Here is a 19856-nt window from a genome sequence, read left to right as displayed (position 1 = left end):
GTCGATGTCATCGCGTACTCCGTCTCTGTCCCTGCCCGAACCGCCCAAAGAGCTGGCGGCCCTGAGCGAACGATTGTGCAACAGGATCACCGCCGAAATCGAATCGGCCGGCTCCATACCCTTCGACCGCTACATGAACCTGGCCTTGTACGAGCCGGGACTGGGCTATTACGTCAACGGCCTGCACAAGTTCGGCGCCTCGGGCGATTTCGTCACCGCCCCGGAACAGGGCGGTCTGTTCGCCCGTGCCGTGGCGCGGCAGTGTACCGAGGTCGCCGAATCCCTCGGCTCGGACTGGACGCTGATGGAACTCGGCGCCGGCTCGGGCGTACTCGCCCGCGACCTGCTTCTGGCCCTGCCCGTGCCGCCGGCGGAATACCTGATTCTCGAGCCGAGCGCGCCGCTGCGGGAAATCCAGCGCGAAACGCTTGACGCCCTGCCCGAAACGTTGCGCGATCGCGTGCGCTGGCTCGATACGCCGCCACAGCCGCCGCTGGACGGCGTGATCATTGCCAATGAAGTCCTCGATGCGCTGCCGGTGGCACGCTTCGGCCGCGTCGATGGCCGGTTCGTGGAACACTGCGTCGGCCTGGGCGAGCAGCGTTTCAACTGGCAGGAGAGCGTGCCCGGCAGGCGGCTTCAAGCCGCCCTCGAACAGCTGGCCCAGGCACTGCCGGAGCCGCTGCCCGACGGCTATGTCAGCGAAATCTGCGTCGATCTGCCCGACTGGCTCGAAACCATAAGCGCGCCCCTGCGCCGGGGGCTGATCCTGATGATCGACTACGGCTATCCCCGCGCCGAGTTCTACCACCCCGACCGCAGCGGCGGCACCCTGGTCTGCCATTATCGTCACCGCGCCCACTTCGACCCTTTCGTCTGGCCCGGCCTGACCGACCTTTCGGCCTTCGTCGACTTTACCGCCGTGGCCGAGGCGGCCAACTCGCTTGGCCTGGAGATTGCCGGCTTCACCAGCCAGGCCGGGTTCCTGCTCGGCCTGGGCATCCACGACGCCGTCGAGCAGGCGCGCGACGATGAACAACGTCTCAAGCTGGCCGGCGAACTCAAGCGCCTGACCCTGCCCGGCGAGATGGGCGAGAAGTTCAAGGTGATCGGCTTGACGCGAAACTTCGACGAGCGCCTGAGCGGATTCGACTTGATGAGCCAATTGCACAGGCTCTGAAGGCCCCCTGGTGCCTGGTCCGTGGTCCCTGGTCCCTTAATCCCTCTAGACCCCCGATTCTAAATCCGGGCCCTATCATCGACCGTGAGATAAACTCGGCGAGCCGCCATGCCCAAGACCTATGACTACATCATCGTTGGGGCCGGATCAGCCGGCTGCGTGCTCGCCAACCGGCTGAGCGCGGACCCCGACGTCAGCGTGCTGCTGCTCGAGGCCGGCCCGCGCGACTGGAATCCTTTCATCCACATGCCCGCCGGGCTGGCGCGCCTGGTCAACTTCAAGTCGCTCAACTGGAATTACGAGACCGAACCCGAACCGGCACTCAACAACCGCCGGCTCTACTGGCCACGCGGCAAGGTCCTGGGCGGCTCGAGCTCGATCAACGCCATGTGCTACGCACGCGGGCACCGCACCGACTACGACGACTGGGCCGCGGCCGGCAATCCGGGCTGGAGCTGGACCGAGGTGCTGCCCTATTTCCTGCGCTCCGAGGATCAGTCGCGGGGGAAATCCGACTTGCACGCCACCGGTGGCCCCTTGAGCGTGTCCGACCTCAGCTACACCAACGCGCTCAGCGACGTGTTCATCCAGGCCGCCGAGCAGGCCGGCATCGCCCGCAACCCCGATTTCAACGGGCCGGCCCAGCGCGGCGCGGGCTTCTACCAGGTCACCCAGCGCGACGGCCGGCGCTGCAGCACGGCTGCCGGATTTCTCAATCCGGTCCGGTCGCGTCCCAATCTGACCGTGTTGACCGGCGCACTCACCCTGGGCCTGACCTGGGCCGGGCCGGATCGCATCGGTGGCGTACGCTATCGCCGCCGCGGCATGACGCATACGGCCAATGCCGAGCGCGAAGTGCTGCTGGCCGCCGGCACCATCAATTCACCCCAGCTCATGATGCTTTCGGGTATCGGTCCGGCCGGAATGCTCGAAGCGGCGGGTGTAGAAGTCCGGCACGATCGCTCAGGCGTGGGACAGAACCTGCAGGATCACCTCGATATCTGCACGCTCACCCGATGCTCGCAGCCGGTGACCTACGATCAGCTCAACGAACTCCGCGTCGGCCTGCAGTACTACCTGCACCACGAGGGCGAGGGTACGTCCAATATCGCCGAGGCCGGGGCGTTTCTCGTCAGCGGTCGCGGTCGCAACGACCGGCCCGACATCCAGATGCACTTCGTGCCGGCTCTGCTCGACGATCACGGCCGCAATCGCCTGCCCGGCGACGGCTATACCCTCCACGCCTGCCCCTTGAGACCCGAAAGCCGCGGCCACCTGGCGCTGCGATCGACCGACCCGCGCGAACCGATCGCGATCCACGCCAACTACCTCAGCGCGCCCGAGGACCTCGAAATGATGCTCGAATGCGTCCGGCTCTCGCGCAGCGTCCTCGAGCAACCGGCCTTTCGCCCGTTCCGCGCGCACGAGATCTTCCCGGGCGGCGAGGTGCGTGACCGCGACAGCCTGATCGACTTCATCCGCACCAAGGCCGAGACCATCTACCACCCCGTCGGCACCTGCCGGATGGGCAATGACGCCGACTCGGTCGTCGACCCGCAATTGCGGGTCCGCGGCGTCGGGGGCCTGCGCGTGGTCGACGCCTCGATCATGCCGTCCCTGGTCGGGGGCAACACCAACGCCCCCACGATCATGATTGCCGAGAAAGCTGCCGCGATGATTCACAACGAAGCCACGAGTCAAGGCTCAGGCGCTTCCCGCGCCGCCTGAACACCCTTCGAAGGGTTTCCTGAGAAAAGCTTCACGGTTTCCTCAAGTCCTTTCCGGATCGCCTGCCAATACTGGTGATCAAGCGTCACGAACCCGCGGCGCGCGATTCGGAAATCAGACCACAAGGAGACCGTCATGATTCGCTTCACCAATTTCAGAGTCATACTGCTTGCCGCTTTCGGCCTGCTCGCACACACCGCCGTGTCCACGAGTGCCCTCGCCCAATCCGGTCCACCGGATGACAGCGGACCGAGCCACCGCTGGTGCGTCCTGATGGGCATGCTCGGCGGCGGCATGCCGCCGGAGTGTCAGGAGGAAAACGAACACGATTACAACGCCGACCTCGACCAACTTCGCCTGGCCACGGTGGCGTTTCACAGCCATGACGTGGCGGCGGCAGCCGGCTGGGACACGCCGATCAGCGAGTGCGTCGAAGCACCGCCCGGCGGCATGGGCTATCACATCGCCAACCTCGACTACCTGGCCGACGATGGCCGCCTGAGCCTGCTTACTCCCGAGGTGCTGCTGTATGCGCCCACCGAAGACGGCTCGATGGAATTCCTGGGCGTGGAATACATCATCCCGGCCGAGGACTGGCCGCACGCGCATGCACCCGAGTTCCTGGGCCAGGAATTGCACTTCAACCCGATGCTCGGGATCTGGGCGCTGCACGTCTGGTCGGCCCGCGGCAACCCGGACGGCCTGTTCGAGGATTTCAATCCGGAAGTGAACTGCGCATTCGCGCAGGGCGAAGACTGATCGGCAATCACTGCGCTTGACGGGGCGGGCGGCACCGCCGCCCGGCTCGACGGTATTTGCCGTTCAGGAACCGGTCTTTGCCATCTGCGGTAGCGGCACATGCAGCAACGCACAGACCAGGCGCAGCAGGTCGAGTTCGGCCTCGGTGACCTGCTCGTCCTGCGCCGCACAGCGCAGCAGGGCCAGCACCAGGGCCTGGCGGGATGCCGGGCGAAGCGCATCCAGGCGCGGCAACACGCGGTCGAGGGCTTCCCGCCAATCGCCGATCGTGGGCATCGGCGGCACCTCGCCTGCAATCTCGGTCATGCCGGCCGCAAACGCCCGCTCGGCACCTGTCGGGTCATCCGGATGTCCGTGTCTTGCCAGAATGGCCACCAGCTCGGCGGCCTCCTTCATGCGCGCAGTCATTCTGCGCTTGCCCGGGCCGTGGGCCTGCGAGGGCCGTAGCGCGTCCCGGATCTGGCTGTTGACCAGGCGCGAAAGCGCATACTCGTGTACGTCGACGCGCCCGTCTGCCGCAATCAGACGCTCGACCAGGCGCATGAACTCGACCAGCTGAGCTTCCGGACGCCGGCGAAGCTGTGGAAACGCCATCTCGACCAGCGGCAGTTTCAGGGATCGGGACAATTCGCCGGCGGCCGCCTGGAACAACTCCCGAACCCGGCGCTCACTGTCGGTACCGAGCGACTCGGCAATCGCCAGCAGCTGTAACTCACGCACTTCCGGATCCTGATCAAGCAACAGGCTGCAGACCAGTTCCTCGGCCCATTCATCGGAATGTGCGGCCCGCTCCAGCGCCTCCGGGATCGCGGCCACCATCATGGCGGCAGTCATCGCTTCGAACATGCCCGGCTGCCCGATTCGCTCGGCCAGGCTGCCCAGATCGGTCGCCATGCCGGCGGGGTCAACGCCCCGCTCCATTTCCCGGGCACGATCCCGGCGTTCGGCTTCTTCCGCCTCGGCCTTGCGCGCCTGTGCGTGACGATTCATCTCGCGCGCGATCTGCTCCAACTCCTCTGGCCGGAACGACGGATCGACGGCCTTGATGCGTTTCTCCAGCGGCGGGTGGGTGGCGAACATCTGGTAACCCATGCCGGTGGAAAACAGCATGTGCCCGACCTCCTCGCTGTCAGCGGTCAGGAACGAGCCTGCCTGATGCGCGCCGATCTTCTTGAGCGCATTGCCGATGCCGTCGGGATTGCGGGTGAACTGCACGGCCGAGGCGTCGGCCAGGAATTCGCGCTGACGCGAGACGGCGGCCTTGATCCAGCGCCCGAAGAACAGACCGACATAGCCCAGCACGACGATGCCCAGACCGGCCAGTACGGCCGGGGCCGCATTGCGGCTGTCACGGGCGAAACGCGCCGAATACAGCAGCTTGCGCCCGACAATGGCGATCACCAGGATGCCGAAAAGGAACCCGATCAGGCGGATATTGAGCCGCATGTCACCATTGAGGACATGGCTGAACTCGTGGGCGATGACGCCTTGCAGTTCGTCCCGATCGAGGTGCTCGAGCGTACCGCGCGTGACGGCCACGGCCGCATCGGCCGGCGAGAAACCCGCCGCGAAGGCGTTGATGCCCTGCTCGTGTTCGAGCACGTAGATTTCGGGCACCGGCACGCCGGACGCGATCGCCATTTCCTCGACCACGTTGCGCAGGCGCTGGCGCAGCGGGTCGGAGGGGGCGGCATCGATGCGCGAGCCGCCCAGCGCCTGTGCCACCTCTCCGCCACCGCCGCGCAACTGCAGGGAGCGGATCGCACTGGCGCCGAGGATGACGCCGCCAGTGATCACCGTTGCTCCAATCAGGGTCCAGGGGTCGGAACCGACGGAGAAATAGACGAACACATCCACCGCGGCGATGATCGCCAGTACGGCCAGGGCGAACATGACGACCAGCCAGCGAGTCTGGCGGCGGGCCTTGTCCTGGTGTTCGAAGAAGTTCAAGATCAGCCGAAGTCGACCTGCACCGCTTCGCGCTTGGCCGGATCGTCGATCTCGAGCAGTTCAGCCGGCTTGAAGCTGAACATGCCAGCGATGATGTTGCTCGGGAAGCTCTCGCGCAGGATGTTGTAGTTCATCACCATGTCGTTGAAGGCCTGGCGGGCAAAGGCCACCTTGTTTTCGGTGCTGGTCAGCTCCTCGGAGAGCTGCATCATGTTCTGGTTGGCCTTGAGATCCGGATAGCTTTCCGACAGGGCAAACAGACGGCCAAGCGCACCGGACAGGCCCTGCTCGGCCTCGGACAGCTTGCGCATCGCGTTCGGATCGGAGGGGTCGGCCGCGGTCTGTTTGAGCTGCTGGTGCGCACCGTTGCGGGCCTGGATCACCGCCTCGAGCGTTTCGCGTTCGTGGCTCATGTACTTCTTGGCCACTTCGACCAGATTGGGAATCAGGTCGTGACGGCGGTTGAGCTGCACGTCAATCTGGGCAAAGGCGTTCTTGTAGCGATTGCGGGCCGCCACCAGGCGGTTGTAGAGCGTGACGGCGAATACGCCGGCAGCAAGGATCAGGATCAGCAGCACCCATTCCATGGCAATTCCCTCGGGTCGAAGACTGCGCTCAGTTTACCCCGTGCATGAAGCGCCGTCAGCGCCTAGTGCCCACCAGCCAGGCGCAGGTCGAGCAGCAGCCCGATCAGGCGGCTTTCAACCAGCGGCCAGCGCAGGAAATGGGCCTCGTCGGGCAGGTGCGGCGTTGTCGCCTTGCGTGAGGCGAAAGGCGACTGCAGCCAGACCAGCGCATCGGCCCGGCTGCGCCACTCGTCGAGGCGGCCAGCCTCGGATTCCTCAAGGGCGTGCGGATCGACCAGCAACAGGCCGCAGGTCCGCGGTTCGGTGTGGGCATCGACGACGGTCAGGCTCCAGCGCCGGGCCAGTCGCCGCAGCACACGCAGCACCTGCGGCTCGACGCAGGCGCAGATGACCAGGTCGTCGAGCAGCGAGGTCATTCGCCCCACGGGCGGCTCGAACACCTCATCGAAGACCGGCAGGCGAACGCGGAAACGGCTGCCGGCGTGGCAGGCCGGCATCAGCTCGAGTGTGCCGTCCATGGCGTGGACCAGTCGCCGGCAGATCGCCAGACCGAGCCCGGAGCCGCTGTGGGTGCGGGTAATCGAGGCGTCGAGCTGGGTGAAGGGTTCGAACAGGCGCTCGCGATCCTGTGGCCCGATGCCCGGCCCCGAGTCGGCAACGATCAGCACCAGCTGGTTGTCGGCCCCAACCTCCGCCACCAGCTCGACGCCGCCTTCGGAAGTGAACTTGACGGCATTGGAGAGCAGGTTGCCCAGAACCTGGGTCATGCGGTCGCTGTCGCCCACGGCGGTCAGCGGCAAGGCAGAGGCGATTCGCAGCCGCAGGTCCAGGCCCTTTTGGGCCGCGTTGGGCGCGTGCAGATCGACCACCTGCTCGAGCGTCGCCATCAGGTCGAAAGGCTGGGCATTGAGACTCAGGCGCCCGGCCTCGATGCGTGAGATGTCGAGCACGTCATCAATGATGCGCTGAAGCTGGAGACCGGACTGCCGCAAGGTGTCGAGGATGTCCTGCTGCCCCGGTTCGGTTTCGGTCTGGTAGAGCAGATCGACCATGCCCAGCACGCCGTGCAGGGGCGTGCGAATCTCGTGGCTCATGGTGGCCAGGAACTCGGACTTGGCCGAACTGGCCTGCTCGGCCCGCTCGGCAAGCATTCGCACACGCTGCAGCAGCATGGCGTTGTGCAGTGCCTGTCCGGCCATCTCTTCGAACAGGGGCAGCCGCTCGGCGTGGTCAGGATGGAAGCCGCCCTCGCCGGCTTCCACCACCACCCGCGCGATATCGCGCTGCGCGACGCTCAGACTGACAGCCAGGCGTCGCTTGCCATCGGCCGTTTCGAGCGCCCGTCGCCAGTCCTGGCGCGACGGGGGTGAGGCCGCCTCGTCCGTGCAGACGATCTCGCGCGGCAAACGCTCGTCGACGAAGCCGAGGCAGGCCTGCTGACCTCCGACTACCCGCAGCACTTCGCCGGCAATGGTGGCCGCAAGATCCAGCGGTTCGAGGCTCTGGTTGAGCCGCTCGATGACCTGCCGCTGTTCCTCGGCCAACTGACGTTTCTGACGCGCCTCGCGGAACTCGCGACGGCGGCGAACGGAACGACGATAGCCCTGTACACCGGCGCCGGCACCGGTCACACCCACCACGAAGTAGGCTGCAATCGCCCAGCCGCTGAGCCAGGGCGGGCGCTCGATGGTGATCAGCACCTCGTCGCCCGATTCGTTCCATGGCCCCCCCGGCGGCGCGGCCTGCACGCGAAAGCGATATCGGCCCGGCGCCAGATTCGAATAGTAGTGACGGGTCTGACCGATCACTTCGAGCCAGTCCTCGTCCCAGCCTTCGAGCATCAGGCGGAAGCGGTTGCGATCCGGGGCAACGAAGGAGTTGGCAAGAAAATCGAGGTACAGATTGTTGTTGTCATGCCGGAGTGTCACGTTCTCTACATCGGACGAGCCCAGCGCGACCAGCCGGTCGCCGGCCTGAAGCCGAGTCAGGTGAACACCCGGTGCGGCTTCCACACTGCGTAGTCGACCGGGATGGATCACGACGATACCGCCACGTCCGCCCGCCGCGATGCGGCCATCGGGCAGCTGGGTGCCCGTACCGGTCTGAAATTCGATGGCCGGCAAACCATCGTTACTCGACAGGTGGCGCAGCTGGCCGTCACTGACGCGCAAAGTAGCCAAACCGCTGGAACGCACGAGCCAGACCACGCCGTGCTCATCCGGAACGATGTCGAGAGTGCGCCCTGGCGGCAGTCGGCCGGTCAGGTTGTACGTGGCATCCGGCTCGATCCGGTCAGCGTCAAAACGCCACTGCTGGACAAGGTCGTCGCTGGCGGTCCAGAGCGTTGATTCCTGCCAGCTTGCATCGGCCAGGCGGGCCTCGGGAATCCCCACCACGGCCTTGAATCCGTCGGCCTCGCTCCAGCGATAGACCGTATCCCCGCCGGCCACCCACCATGACGCATCCGGACCTTCGATCAGTGCGGCCGGTCGCTCTTCGGGCAGGTGATAACGACCCTGGCCGTCAGGGTGGAAGTGCTCGCGCTCACCGGATTGTGTGTCGAGCAGGAAGATCCCCCGGTCGGCGGTGCGTACCCACAAACGGGTGTCGTCGAGCCAGCGCACGTCCAGGTAGGTCCCGTCATCGACCTGGCGGCGCTCCATCAGAATTTCAGGCTCGCTGTCGTCACCGCGCTTGAGGCGAAGGATGCGGGCATGACTGGCGACGACCAGATCGATCTCGCGTTCGCGGATGGCCACCACCGATGAAGTGTGCAGGGAGCGCCGAAGCGCGCTCAAATCGGAATCGAGGCCGGAATCGCTGCCGTCCACGCGCAAGTGCTGCAGTTGCCCGGGTACGCCGCCGACCCAGAGCGTACCGTCCTGATAACCCGGCGCCAGTGCGGATACGGTATCGAGCTCGAGCGGCGAGTCAGCCGACGCCGGCAACGGCTGGTAGCGTTCGAATGCGGTGGTCCCCGGCGCCATGTAGGCAATGCCGCTGCGCGCAGTTCGCAACCACAGGCCGCCCTCGTGATCGAACAGCAGGCCATAGAGCTGGTTGGTGGGCAGGCTGTCCGGCAGTCCCGGGATGGCCCGGACCCGCTGCAAATCATCGGACTGGCCCCGCTGCCATCGATACAGCCCGCCTGACGATGCCAGCAGGATGTCGCCGGAATGCGGATCTGGAGCGAGTGCGGTGACCGTACCGATGTCTTCAAGCAGTACCTTCGGCTCACGATTTGTCGCGTCTTCCAATGAGCCGAGGGTGTAGATCGATCCCTGCATCGAAAACAGGATTTCGCCACCGGCTTCCTGGACGAACATCGGAATTGCGCCCTCGGGCGGGTCATAAACGGTTTGGAATTGCTCAGTCTCAGGCTGGAACACGGAGATACGGCGCGTCTGCACCAGCCACACACGGCAGAGTGAATCCACGCTGAGATGGAACTGGAATCCCTCGGCAGCCAGGCCGAACTCTTCGCTCTGCGGAAAATGGGTCAGCCGGTCGCTGCCGGGATCGAAGACAGCCACACCTTCGCGCATGTAGGCCATCCAGATTCGGCCGCGACAGTCTTCGGCCATGGACCAGATATTGTCGGCGGCAAGCCGGCCGCCTTCGTCGGCGTGGTCGAGATGGGTGCGCTGCTCGAGACCGGGACCGATCTGCACAACACCACGATCCTCGACGCCCACCCAGACTGTGCCGTCACTGTGGGCGAGCAGGGACATGATATTGCGCGCCGGCAGGGGGTCGGGCTGATCTGGATCGGCGCCGATCACGTTGATCCGTCCACCCTCGTACCGGACCAGGCCGCCCTGCGTGCCAATCCAGACGTAACCGTGCCGATCCTGCACCATCGTCTCGATGCGACTGTCGGGCAGGCCATCAGCCACGCCGATATTGCGGAACACCGGACCGAGATCCGAAGCCGAAACGACTTCGGGAGACAGGAATATCAGGACAACGACGCACAGCCGTGCTGCCGCTCGGTTCATGACCGTCCCCTCGCTCGGCACCCCATCACCCTCATGCGTTGCGCAGAACCAATCCGGCGTCGCAGGCCGCCCTCACGGTCTGCTACGGCCAGCCTCTTGGGCTATCTAATACAGCGGGGGGTACAAAAGCATGAGCGCCGCGCCCAGATCACGCTCACCGGTGCTGTCCAGCTCTTCACGGCTGAACACGGTGATCGGATAGGCGGAGTGCAACTCAGGGTCATCGCCATCCTTGCGGTGGCGAATACGACTGCCTGTGACGGTATAGGTCGTTTCGGTATGGCTGGGTGTATCGGCGACCTGATCGCCGATCTGCGGATGATCTGCGCCGGTCGTCGCGCAGCCGGCCAGGCCGAGCAACATGCCGGCGGAAAGTGCGGAGATAAGGTGGCTTTTCATGAGACTCCTCCTGGCCAGATGCCAAGTTGGTACCATTTAGACTATATCACGCCGCAAATTATCCCAAGATCAATGGGAGACAGCCTGTCAATGCCCGAATGAAACCGCTGACCCCTGCTCAACAGGCCACGGCCGCCCAGGCCCAGAAGCTCCGGAATGCCGGAAATCCATCGCAAGCGCTGAAGCTGGCCGAAGACCTGGCACGGCAGGCGCGCGGGGCGCCCGACGCATTGCTGTTGCTGGCCGTATGCCGCGCCGAGTTGCGTGATTTCGACGGTTCCGAACGCGCCTTTCGAGCGGCCCTCGAACTGGCGCCGGATCACCCCCTGATTCTCGTCAACTTCGCGACCATGCTCAAGCGGGCCGGCAGGCCAGCGGATGCCATGCAGGCCTACGAGCGGGCGATCAAGCGCGATCCCAACCTGGATGCCGGCTGGCTGGGCCTGGCACGCTCGGCCTGCGAATGCGGCGAGCTGACACGAGCTGATGAAGCCATCGGCCGATTTCTCGAACGCCATCCGGATTCGGCCACGGGCTGGTACGAGCGGGGCAGGATCGAGCGGGCAGGTGAAGCGTATGAGAAGGCCCGGGACGCGTTTGCCCGGGCCTCCGAGCTGGACCCGAAAAACGGACTCCATGACGCCAGCCGTGCCGTGATGGAACGACTGATGGGCCGGCCGGACGCCGCGCTAGCCAGCTTTGAAAAAGCTCGCACCAAGGGCCTTTGGAACGCCGAGGTGGAGAATACCCGAATCGGCACGCTGCTCGATTGCGGCCAGATCGAGCAGGCCTACCAGCAGGTGGAATCCCTCCTCGCACGGTACCCCGACTACGCACCTGCCTACGAAACCATGGCCGACATCCTGTGGGAGTACGGCGGCACCCTGGAAATCGAAACGGATCCGTCCGACGTCTTCAGGAAAGCGATTGATCAGGTCGACAACACGCGCGAGATTCGCAGGGCCTATGCCGAGTTTCTGCTCAAGGCCCGACGCAACGACGAAGCCGTCGAGGTCATCGAAACCCTGCGCCGGGACGACGACAATCCCATTCTGATGACCTTGCAGGCCAATGCGCTGGAAAACAGCCGTCGGTTCTCGGAGTCGGGAACCCTGTATCGTCAGGCCTACGAGTTGTTGGGAGATTCCAGAGCTGACTTTCTGTGCGCCTATGTTCGGCACTTGCTGCGGGGTGGGGAATGGCAGGAAGCCGCGGCGCGGGCCAGCGCGGCCATCAAGGTGGCACCCGACAACCAGGAAGCCTGGGCCTACCTGGCTACCGCATGGCGCTTGCTCGACGACCCGCGCGAGTTCTGGCTGTGCGACTACGAGAATGCCATCACCTTCATCGAAGTGCCGCCTCCCCCTGGCTATCCCGACAGTGAGAGCTATCTGCAAGCCCTGCGCCAGTATCTCGATTCGCTGCACCGCGCCACCCGGGAACCGATCCAGCAGAGCTTGCGAAACGGGTCCCAGACCGCTGGACGGCTGTTCGGCAGATCGGAACCGGTCATCGGACAGACCCAACAAGCCCTGACCTCGGCCATCGAGCAATGGCTGTCAGGATTGGCGCGGAATGAGGAACATCCCTTCTACCGGAGAAATACGGGCAGGATTCGCTATACGGGATCCTGGTCGGTGAAGCTTCGTGCGTCCGGCCGGCATGTCAACCACATTCACCCGCAAGGCTGGATCAGTTCCGCGTATTACGTCTCACTGCCCGAGTCCGTTCGCGAAACCCCCGCTGACAGCGATGATATCTCCGGCTGCATCCAGTTCGGTCAACCCCCGGATGAACTGGGGCTGGATCTGTCGCCTCGCCGGATCATCCGGCCACGTGAGGGCTTTCTGGCGCTGTTCCCGTCTTACATGTGGCATGGCACTGTGCCCTTCGAGGATGAAAGCCCGCGCATGACCATTGCCTTCGACATGCGGGCACGGTCCGACTGAGCGGCAGTCGGGCCGCCCCGAATGGCTGTTGTGGCGACTCCGAACCCTGTGCTAGGCTCGCCCGCGTGAACACATCTCGCTGGCTCGTCCACCCCCTGACCATCGTTGCGCATCGTGCCGGCCGTTTCTCGCTGGGCCGGCTGTCCGGCAGTACGCCTGTCGTGCCCATCGACTGGCCGGATATCGTTCTGTTACAGCAATTTCTGTCGCCGACGGCGCCGGAACAAGCGGCAGCTGCCCTGATCGACGGGCCGGCCACCCCTTATCTTCCGGGTCGTCCCGCACCGACTGCCGTGCGGCAACGATTCATGCAGCTTCGCCAGGCCGGCGCACTGGTCGACGCGGAGCAATCATCTGCGCCAGACGATACCGGCGAAATTCTTACGCTCGACTCACTCAACGACAAGGCGCCGATCGATCCCGAGCAGCGGCTGCGACTGTTCAGGAATTTTCTCCTGCAACCGACTGCCGGAGCGTTTGCCCTGCGCAGTACCCGGCATGACCGTGTCCACCGGATCGACCTGGAACTGGCACTGGCACTGATCTTCCTTGCCAATGGCCGCAGCATCAGCGAAATCAGTTCGGGACCGGGCAGCGTGCTGCAGCACGACAGATTGGTGAAGGCGGGCCGGTGGGCAGTGGACGAGGGCCTGGCCCGCCGCGTTGACGGCAATGGTTCGGTCGCTGCCGGCGACTACCGCAAGCAGGTTCCCCTGAGAAAGGCCAGCGGCCCGGACTGGCGCGAACTCGAAGCCGACGGCCGCATTCCGATCTATTTCGTGCCGCATATGGAAAACCATTTCCCACTGGCCCTGGGCATGATCTTCAGTGGCATTGAACACTGGAATGAAGGCGAACTGCTCGAGCGCTACCTACCCATACCGATCAGCTATCTGTCCCCCGGACAACTGCTGGAAGGTCCGTACCGCAAGTTTGGTCGCGGTATCTGGATGTTTTCAAACTACATGTGGTCGCTCGATCACAACCTGTCGGTTTCAGCTGCCGTCAAGCGGAATGACGCGGGCAACATCACCATTCATGGCGGCCCCAGCACGCCGGAATACGAGCAGGCTTGCGAGGATTTCATGGCCCGCAACCGTTCGGTAGACATCGCCGTGCATGGCGAGGGCGAAGTCGCCGCCTGCCAGGTCCTGGCTGCCATCGAGCGGCTGGACAACGGAGCGTTGCAACCCACCGACCGACTGTCCGACGTTCCCGGCATCACTTTCCGTCAACCGGGAGGCGGTCGGCGAGACCTGACGAGAACCGATGCGCGGATGCGCATGCCGTCGCCCGACAGTGTTCCTTCCCCTTACATCGAGGGGATATTCGATGCCTATGAAGCCCGCGTCGAGGCTGCCATTATTGAGACCAATCGCGGCTGCCCGTTCCGTTGCACGTTCTGCGACTGGGGATCGGCAACCAACCAGAAAGTCACGCGTTTCGAACTCAATCGGGTTCAGGGCGAGCTGGACTGGATTGGACGCAACCGAATCGGCGTGCTGTGGATCGCCGATGCCAACTTCGGCATGCTCAAGCGGGATCTGGCCATTGCCGAAAATATCGTCGACGTCAAACGACGATACGGGTATCCGCAGGAAGTGGTCGTCAACTACACGAAAAATGCCAACGAACGCCTGGCGGAGATCATCCGGGTATTCACCGAGGGCGGCATCATCAGCCAGGGCATCATCTCCATCCAGACGACCGATCCGGAAACGCTCAAGATTATCGACCGGGAAAACATCAAGACCGAGAAGTACGATCGATTGCTCGAGATTTTCTCCGAATTGGGTCTGCCGCTTTCCACCGACCTGATGATCGGCCTTCCGGGCATCACACCGGACGCGTTCGACAAGGACCTGCAGCGTTACATCGATGCTGATGTTTCGGTCAAGGCCTACCCGACACAACTGCTGCCCAACAGTCCGATGGCGCATCCGGACTACATGAAGAAATATCAAATCGAGGTCGACGAGAACGGGTTCTTGCTGTCGTGTTCCTCCTATACCCGCGCCGAGCTGGAACAGATGAAGTTCACCTACCACGTCTACACCGTGGCCGATGGCTACGGGTGCCTGCGGCACGTGTTGCGCTTCCTCCAGTGGGAGCACGGCATTGGGGCCATGCAAATGATCAACGATCTGGCCAGCAGCTATCGGAAGGAGCCCGACCGCTATCCGTTCATCGGCTGGGTCATACGTTTCTTCAGCCTGGACAAGTGCATGCCAGGTGGATGGCGAGCCTTCTTCGATGAGGTCGCGGCATTCGTATATGACCGCTACGGGATCGAGCGCGACTCGGCATTCGACGTGGTGCTCGATGTCAATGAAGCTGTAATGCCGGATGAAGCGCGCGACTATCCGATGACAGTGTCACTGGCCCATGACTACGTGGCCTGGTTCCATGACCGCAGCCGTCGCGACAGGCCGGCCGCGCAAGCACTGTCGGACTATCCGCCCGGAGAGCTCGAGGTTACGGATCCCAACCGGATGACCGAGATCGACTTCGACTACCAGCAGTACGACACCCACCAGTTTTTCTGGGAGCTCCACTGCCCGGTGTCACGCATCAAGTCCACCGTGGATCATGAAGCCGAACCCGAGGCGCATTCCGAAACGGCGACGGCATCCTAAAAAACCGATCCTTCACGTAGCCCACTACGCGACATTCACCGTCTCCGGTAATGGAAAAGGAAACTCAATCTTCGGGCTGGTAATGCTTCCAGTGATCGGGCGCGCGATAGCGGCCTTGCTCGGATGCGGCCTGGACGGCCGTTGTCATGGAATCGTGGAATTGGATCCCCAGCTCGGCGCAGAGCGGGGCCAGCGCGGCGCGCGGATCCTCCAGCAGGGCTTCCAGCCGGCACTCCACGATGCGCAGCGGCAAAGCCTCTCCAAACTCGGCCATCAGCTCCAGTTCCCGCTGCCAGGCCCGGAACATGGTCGGCACCTGACGATACCCCAGCAGGCGCCACTGCATCTTCAGGTAGCGGGAATCGGCGACAGGATGAACGAACACGGCGCCGGGAAACAAGCGCGCCAGAAGCGCGAGATCGAGGGCCTGAACCGCGGCTGGCTCAAGCACGATCGACCGTCCGGAATAGCCTCGCAGGTAGGCCCGGCGCTTGGCGTGGAGCTCGAACGGGTCGCGATCGGCGAGTGCGCCCGGATCGACCGGCAGCCCCAGCCGCTCCTTGCGGCGGGCCCAGTCTGAGTGGGGCAAAGCGGTAATCGACTCGCTGGTGGCCAGCGCCGAAACGATCAGATCCCGGCCGGTACAGGGCCAACCGCCGACAAAAACCATTTGGGCTGCACCGTCCGGCTGGTCAGAAGCTGGTCTATCCATCGCATTGAACCCGGCAACAATGCGTTGCCCCGCTGCTTCGTCGACTTCGAGGTAAGCCGTTTCGCCCAAATACGGGCGCTGCCATCCGGTCTGATCAAGCAGTTCGGCGGCCTGCCCGTATGCGCGCGTTTGATCCAACAGGTCCACCAGTCGGGCCCGGGTCAGCGTCGCCTGTTCATGGCCGAGGCGGGGACGATCGAGCAGCGAGCGCAGTGTATCGATGGCCAGTTCGGGGCGACCGGCCAGACGGAAGAGATTGGCGATCTCCCAATGTGCAGCAGGCGAAAGTCGCTTTTCCCCCACAATGGGCTCGAGCACGGCCGCGACCTCGGCGGACTGGTCCGCCTGCAGGCTTGTCCGCGCAACCTCGATACGAACCCGCGTAACCAGCTCGGGATCACTGGAGCCGAGCAGTTGCCTGGACAGTTCCAGGCTCTGCGTCAGGTCACCCTTTGCATGTGCCAGCAGGGCCTGTGTCCAGAGCTGCAACTCGTCGGGCAATCCGGTCTGCGCCGACAATTCGCTCAACTCCTCGAGGGCGTCGACATCGCCTGAATGCAATGCCAGCTCGGACACATCGCGAATCAGCTCGGGATCCAGGGCCTCGGCGGAGATCAGCCGGATAACCTGCCTGGCTTCGCGCATCCGGCCCATGCTTGCAAGGCTTATGGCAAAAGCGGATGCATTGCTGCTGTCGGCCAGACCGAGTTGGCGCGCGGCAGCAAAGCTTTCAGCCGCCGCGGCGTGCTTCCCCATCCTCTGGTAAAGATGGCCAGCGGTATTGAGCACATGAGCATTCTCGTGCGCAAGCCGCGTGGCATTGGCCAGGCAACGGTCGGCAAATCCATGCAGGCCCTTGGCCACGAAGACCCGTGCCAGAGCCAATTGGGCCATCGCATCTTCCGGCTCGGTCTGTATCGCACGGGAAGCGTAGTCGTTGGCCGCTTCCGCGTCATTGATTTCGAGCATCAGCTCTGCCAGGCTGACCAGCGCTGGCACATGGTTGGCATCCGCACGCAGGGCAGTCTTCAGCCCCGAAATCGCTTTGTCCCGATCCCCCTCGAATCGGTGCATGCGCGCCAGCACGGTCCATGCGGGCGCGTGGCCGGGATCCTGCTTTATGCAAGCCTCAAGATGCTTCCGAGCCTGGTCGATGCGACCGTCTGCGGCAAGCAATCGGCCCAGGTCAAAGCGGATGTCGGTTCGTTCCGGATTGGCGGCCACGATCTGATCGAGTCGCTTCCGCGCCGCGTCGTCCTGACCCGACTTTTCTTCGGCGAGCGCCAGCAAATAGGAAAGTTCTTCATCCTCCGGCCAACGACCCAGCGACTGCTGACACAGCTGTGCCGCAGCTTCGGCCTTTCCAGACGCAAGCTGCTCGCGAATTTCGCGGAGAAACTCTGAATACGATTCCATGGCAGGCCCCGTACCGCTCCGGAGAGGAGCGGTGCGATACTGAAGTGATGACGGATCAGTGCTTACTGATCTTGTTCCGAGTCTTCGTCTTCCGTCTCGGGTTCCGGCTGGTTCTGTTGGGCATTTTCCTCGGCGAGAAGCTCCTGACATTCCTCGCTGAGACTCGAACCGGCGAGCTGCCGGGCACGGCAGGAGGTAAGCTGACGCTCCCGCGCGGCTTCAGCCAGGCGCGCTTCCTGATCTTGCTCGAGCTGGGCCTGTCGACGCTCCGTCTGATTGATCGCGGAAATATAGTTGCGCCATTCGTTGGCTTCGCGGCGCGTCCTGTCGAAACGCTGCGCGTTCTCGAAGGCTTCCGCCGCCACCATGCGCTGTTCGCGATCACCCGGACCCGCCTGATTGAAACGGGCATTGCCGAGTAGCAACCAGGCGTCGGCACGCGTGTCTTCGTCGAGACCGCCCCGCTCCAGGGCGTTCTCGAAGGCAGCCTCCGCACCCTCGTTGTCCTCGTTGGCCATCAGTGACTGACCCAGCCGGAAATACAGCTCACCGTCTTCGGCAAGCCGCGCGGCTTCACGCAGAACCGGAATGGACTTCTCGTGTTCGCGCGCCTGGCTCCACAGCTGGGACAGCAGTTTCAGATTGTCGACAGTTCGCTCGACATTGCCGGCTTCCATTTGCCGTTCGAGCAATTGCGCGCCCCGGTGCGGGTTGCTGAAGCTCGAGTAATACTGCGCCAGCAGGACGATATCCCGTTCTTCCTCGGTGAGACCGTTGAGATATGCCGTTTCAATCGCCGAAAATGCCTTGTACTGTTCCTGCTGCTCCGAGTAGAGGGCCGAGAGCTGTCGCCAGAACGTCAGGTTGTCGGGCCAGATCGACACCATCTCCTCGAGTAATTCGGTGCGCTCCGGAATCATTTCGAGGTTGTTGAGCACGGCGTTCTTGACTTCGTAATAACGCTGTTCCGGCTCGGGCGACGTTTCAATGGCCTGGGTGATCGGCTCGAGGGCTGCACGATAATCCTCGAGGTTGTAGTGGGCAGCGGCCACCATGAAGTACGTCGTGTGCGTAATCTCGACGTCTTCCAGCGCCATCCACTCTTCGAAGAACTCAAGCGATCGTTCGTATTGTTCGGTAACGAAATACAGCTGCGCCAGGTTGAAACGCAGCCGGTTCTGCTGTTCCACCGGCAGGGCATTGAGCTGAAGTGCCTCGCTGTAATCCTCCAGCGCAGCGTCGATGTTCTCCAGATTGATGTGTGCCGTACCCCGGATCTGAAGCACAGTCGCGCGGTCGAAGGGCTTCATGTCCTCGCCGCGATCGGCCATCAACTCGTTGAGATCTTGCAGGGCACCCTGCGGATCGTCTTCTTCAATCTTTTCATAGGCCTCAAGCAGGGCGTTGGCAACCCGCGGGTCGAGCATCTGGGATTGTTGGCCCAGCGCCGGTCCGGCAGCCAGCAACAAGACGGCAACCGCGACCAGGAGCGCAATGGCGCTTTTCAGATGATTCGAAACGGGGATCACTCTGCTTCCTCCAGTGTGAAATCGATGGCCGTACGCACACCAAAGCGAGGTTGCGCGACATCGTCAACGACCTTCGGGTTGTAGCGCCAGCGCTGGACGGCTCGGATCGCCGCTCGATTGAGGCAGGAATTGGTCGAATCGATCACCTCGGGATTGACCACACTGCCTTCCGGAGACACATCGAACTGCAGCACCACCGTCTCCACCGGTCGTGCGCGATCCATGCACCGCTGGGGATATTGCGGCGGAATCCGCACCAGTGGCTGCGCATCGCGATCCGGGTTGAAGCCTGTGCCGATATTCAGATCAACATTCGACAGATCCGGCAAGGCACCCATCTGCACGTTGGTCGACGGACGGAAATCAGGGTCGCTGACCGTCGGTGGCGGCGGCGGTGGTTGATCCAGCACCGGTCGCTGCAGGTCCTGCCTTCTCTGATCGGTGGTGTCCTCGATCTGGCGCGTTACGTTGATTTCGATGGACGCGTCGTCGTCGAGCTGAACGTCCTGTTGCTGCGTGATGACCGTAGCCAACAGCATGAACAGGCCAATGGTGACGATCACGGCCACCGGGATGCCGCCAAAGAGTCTGGGTAAAGTACTCACTGATGCCTAACCGAAACCGCTACTACGTCATCAACACCCGCGGCGCGAATCTGGTCGAGTACTTCGACCATGTATTCGCTGTGGGCGTTCCCGTCGGCCTGAATGACCGCGCTGCCGCGAGGATTCTCTCGCCGCAGCCGATCAATGGCCGCACGAACACCGTCCAGCGGGACCTCTTCTTGATTGATCCAGATGGTGTTGTCCGAATCGATCGCCACCAGCACCGACACCAATCGCTGCTCCTCGGCCGTATCGGCGTCGGGGCGCTCGACAGTTACGCCGGGCTCCTTGATGAAGGTGGCCGTGACGATGAAAAAGATCAGCATGATGAACACGATGTCGAGCAGCGGCGTCACATTGACGTCGCTGTCGTCACCGGCACCTGATCTGTTGGAACGTCTAAGCATG

General features: G+C 63.5%; 13 protein-coding genes. 5 read left to right on the top strand and 8 right to left on the bottom strand.

The genetic code is table 11. The features are described from left to right. The first annotated feature begins 4 nt into the window (after positions 1-4). The 3 genes from G4Y73_RS01260 to G4Y73_RS01250 all read left to right on the top strand — a co-directional run bounded on the left by G4Y73_RS01260 (position 5) and on the right by G4Y73_RS01250 (position 3667). Positions 5-1180, top strand: a complete 1176-nt coding sequence (locus G4Y73_RS01260) for an SAM-dependent methyltransferase (RefSeq protein ID WP_164228600.1) — start codon at positions 5-7, stop codon at positions 1178-1180. A 108-nt stretch (positions 1181-1288) separates the two neighbouring features. After that, positions 1289-2908 carry a choline dehydrogenase gene (locus tag G4Y73_RS01255; protein ID WP_164228598.1) on the top strand — a complete coding sequence of 540 codons (1620 nt, stop codon included), beginning with the start codon at positions 1289-1291 and terminating at the stop codon, positions 2906-2908. Positions 2909-3043: 135 nt separating this feature from the next. Then, complete coding sequence (locus G4Y73_RS01250) at positions 3044-3667, top strand: hypothetical protein (RefSeq protein WP_164228596.1); 624 nt, start codon at positions 3044-3046, stop codon at positions 3665-3667. A gap of 63 nt (positions 3668-3730) precedes the next feature. Here the strand turns inward: G4Y73_RS01250 and G4Y73_RS01245 are convergent, their stop codons facing one another. From G4Y73_RS01245 to G4Y73_RS01230, 4 genes are all read right to left on the bottom strand, one after another. Next, on the bottom strand, positions 3731-5617 hold the full coding sequence (locus tag G4Y73_RS01245) for a M48 family metallopeptidase (RefSeq protein WP_164228594.1): 1887 nt from the start codon (positions 5615-5617) through the stop codon (positions 3731-3733). Between the two features lie 2 nt (positions 5618-5619). Then, positions 5620-6204 carry a LemA family protein gene (locus G4Y73_RS01240; protein WP_164228592.1) on the bottom strand — a complete coding sequence of 195 codons (585 nt, stop codon included), beginning with the start codon at positions 6202-6204 and terminating at the stop codon, positions 5620-5622. Between the two features lie 62 nt (positions 6205-6266). Then, the gene (locus tag G4Y73_RS01235) at positions 6267-10202 is read right to left on the bottom strand and encodes an ATP-binding protein (RefSeq protein ID WP_164228590.1); all 3936 of its coding nucleotides are present in this window, start codon (positions 10200-10202) and stop codon (positions 6267-6269) included. Positions 10203-10307: 105 nt separating this feature from the next. Further along, positions 10308-10601, bottom strand: coding sequence for a hypothetical protein (locus G4Y73_RS01230; RefSeq protein ID WP_164228588.1), 294 nt, complete (start codon positions 10599-10601; stop codon positions 10308-10310). 98 nt (positions 10602-10699) lie between these two features. Here G4Y73_RS01230 and G4Y73_RS01225 point away from each other — a divergent pair, with 98 nt between their 5' ends. Both G4Y73_RS01225 and G4Y73_RS14235 read left to right on the top strand, forming a co-directional pair. Continuing rightward, positions 10700-12550 (top strand): tetratricopeptide repeat protein, encoded by a 1851-nt coding sequence (locus G4Y73_RS01225; RefSeq protein ID WP_164228586.1) that lies wholly within the window; start codon positions 10700-10702, stop codon positions 12548-12550. A gap of 65 nt (positions 12551-12615) precedes the next feature. Further along, positions 12616-15186, top strand: a complete 2571-nt coding sequence (locus tag G4Y73_RS14235; RefSeq protein ID WP_164228584.1) for a radical SAM protein — start codon at positions 12616-12618, stop codon at positions 15184-15186. Between the two features lie 64 nt (positions 15187-15250). Here the strand turns inward: G4Y73_RS14235 and G4Y73_RS01215 are convergent, their stop codons facing one another. Genes G4Y73_RS01215 through G4Y73_RS01200 form a run of 4 tightly spaced genes read right to left on the bottom strand, consistent with a single transcriptional unit; the run spans position 15251 to position 19855 of the window. After that, positions 15251-17464 (bottom strand): tetratricopeptide repeat protein, encoded by a 2214-nt coding sequence (locus tag G4Y73_RS01215; RefSeq protein WP_276207515.1) that lies wholly within the window; start codon positions 17462-17464, stop codon positions 15251-15253. Next, entirely contained in the window at positions 17377-18843 is a 1467-nt protein-coding gene (locus G4Y73_RS01210; protein WP_164228579.1) for a tetratricopeptide repeat protein, read from the bottom strand. Before G4Y73_RS01210 ends, G4Y73_RS01215 begins: the two co-directional genes overlap by 88 nt. Beyond that, complete coding sequence (locus tag G4Y73_RS14230) at positions 18840-19448, bottom strand: energy transducer TonB (protein WP_164228578.1); 609 nt, start codon at positions 19446-19448, stop codon at positions 18840-18842. Before G4Y73_RS14230 ends, G4Y73_RS01210 begins: the two co-directional genes overlap by 4 nt. Next, on the bottom strand, positions 19445-19855 hold the full coding sequence (locus G4Y73_RS01200; RefSeq protein ID WP_164228576.1) for a biopolymer transporter ExbD: 411 nt from the start codon (positions 19853-19855) through the stop codon (positions 19445-19447). Before G4Y73_RS01200 ends, G4Y73_RS14230 begins: the two co-directional genes overlap by 4 nt. Position 19856: the final 1 nt, after the last annotated feature.

This window comes from Wenzhouxiangella sp. XN201 (assembly GCF_011008905.1).
Taxonomy (GTDB): domain Bacteria; phylum Pseudomonadota; class Gammaproteobacteria; order Xanthomonadales; family Wenzhouxiangellaceae; genus Wenzhouxiangella.
This window is presented reverse-complemented; position numbering and strand designations above follow the sequence as displayed.

Bases quoted from the DNA above. Each gene is read 5' to 3' on its own strand.
- G4Y73_RS01260 (WP_164228600.1), top strand. From the start codon at position 5: ATGTCATCGCGTACTCCGTCTCTGTCCCTGCCCGAACCGCCCAAAGAG.
- G4Y73_RS01255 (WP_164228598.1), top strand. From the start codon at position 1,289: ATGCCCAAGACCTATGACTACATCATCGTTGGGGCCGGATCAGCCGGC.
- G4Y73_RS01250 (WP_164228596.1), top strand. From the start codon at position 3,044: ATGATTCGCTTCACCAATTTCAGAGTCATACTGCTTGCCGCTTTCGGC.
- G4Y73_RS01240 (WP_164228592.1), bottom strand. From the start codon at position 6,204: ATGGAATGGGTGCTGCTGATCCTGATCCTTGCTGCCGGCGTATTCGCC.
- G4Y73_RS01235 (WP_164228590.1), bottom strand. From the start codon at position 10,202: ATGAACCGAGCGGCAGCACGGCTGTGCGTCGTTGTCCTGATATTCCTG.
- G4Y73_RS01230 (WP_164228588.1), bottom strand. From the start codon at position 10,601: ATGAAAAGCCACCTTATCTCCGCACTTTCCGCCGGCATGTTGCTCGGC.
- G4Y73_RS01225 (WP_164228586.1), top strand. From the start codon at position 10,700: ATGAAACCGCTGACCCCTGCTCAACAGGCCACGGCCGCCCAGGCCCAG.
- G4Y73_RS01215 (WP_276207515.1), bottom strand. From the start codon at position 17,464: ATGTCAGGAGCTTCTCGCCGAGGAAAATGCCCAACAGAACCAGCCGGA.
- G4Y73_RS01200 (WP_164228576.1), bottom strand. From the start codon at position 19,855: ATGCTTAGACGTTCCAACAGATCAGGTGCCGGTGACGACAGCGACGTC.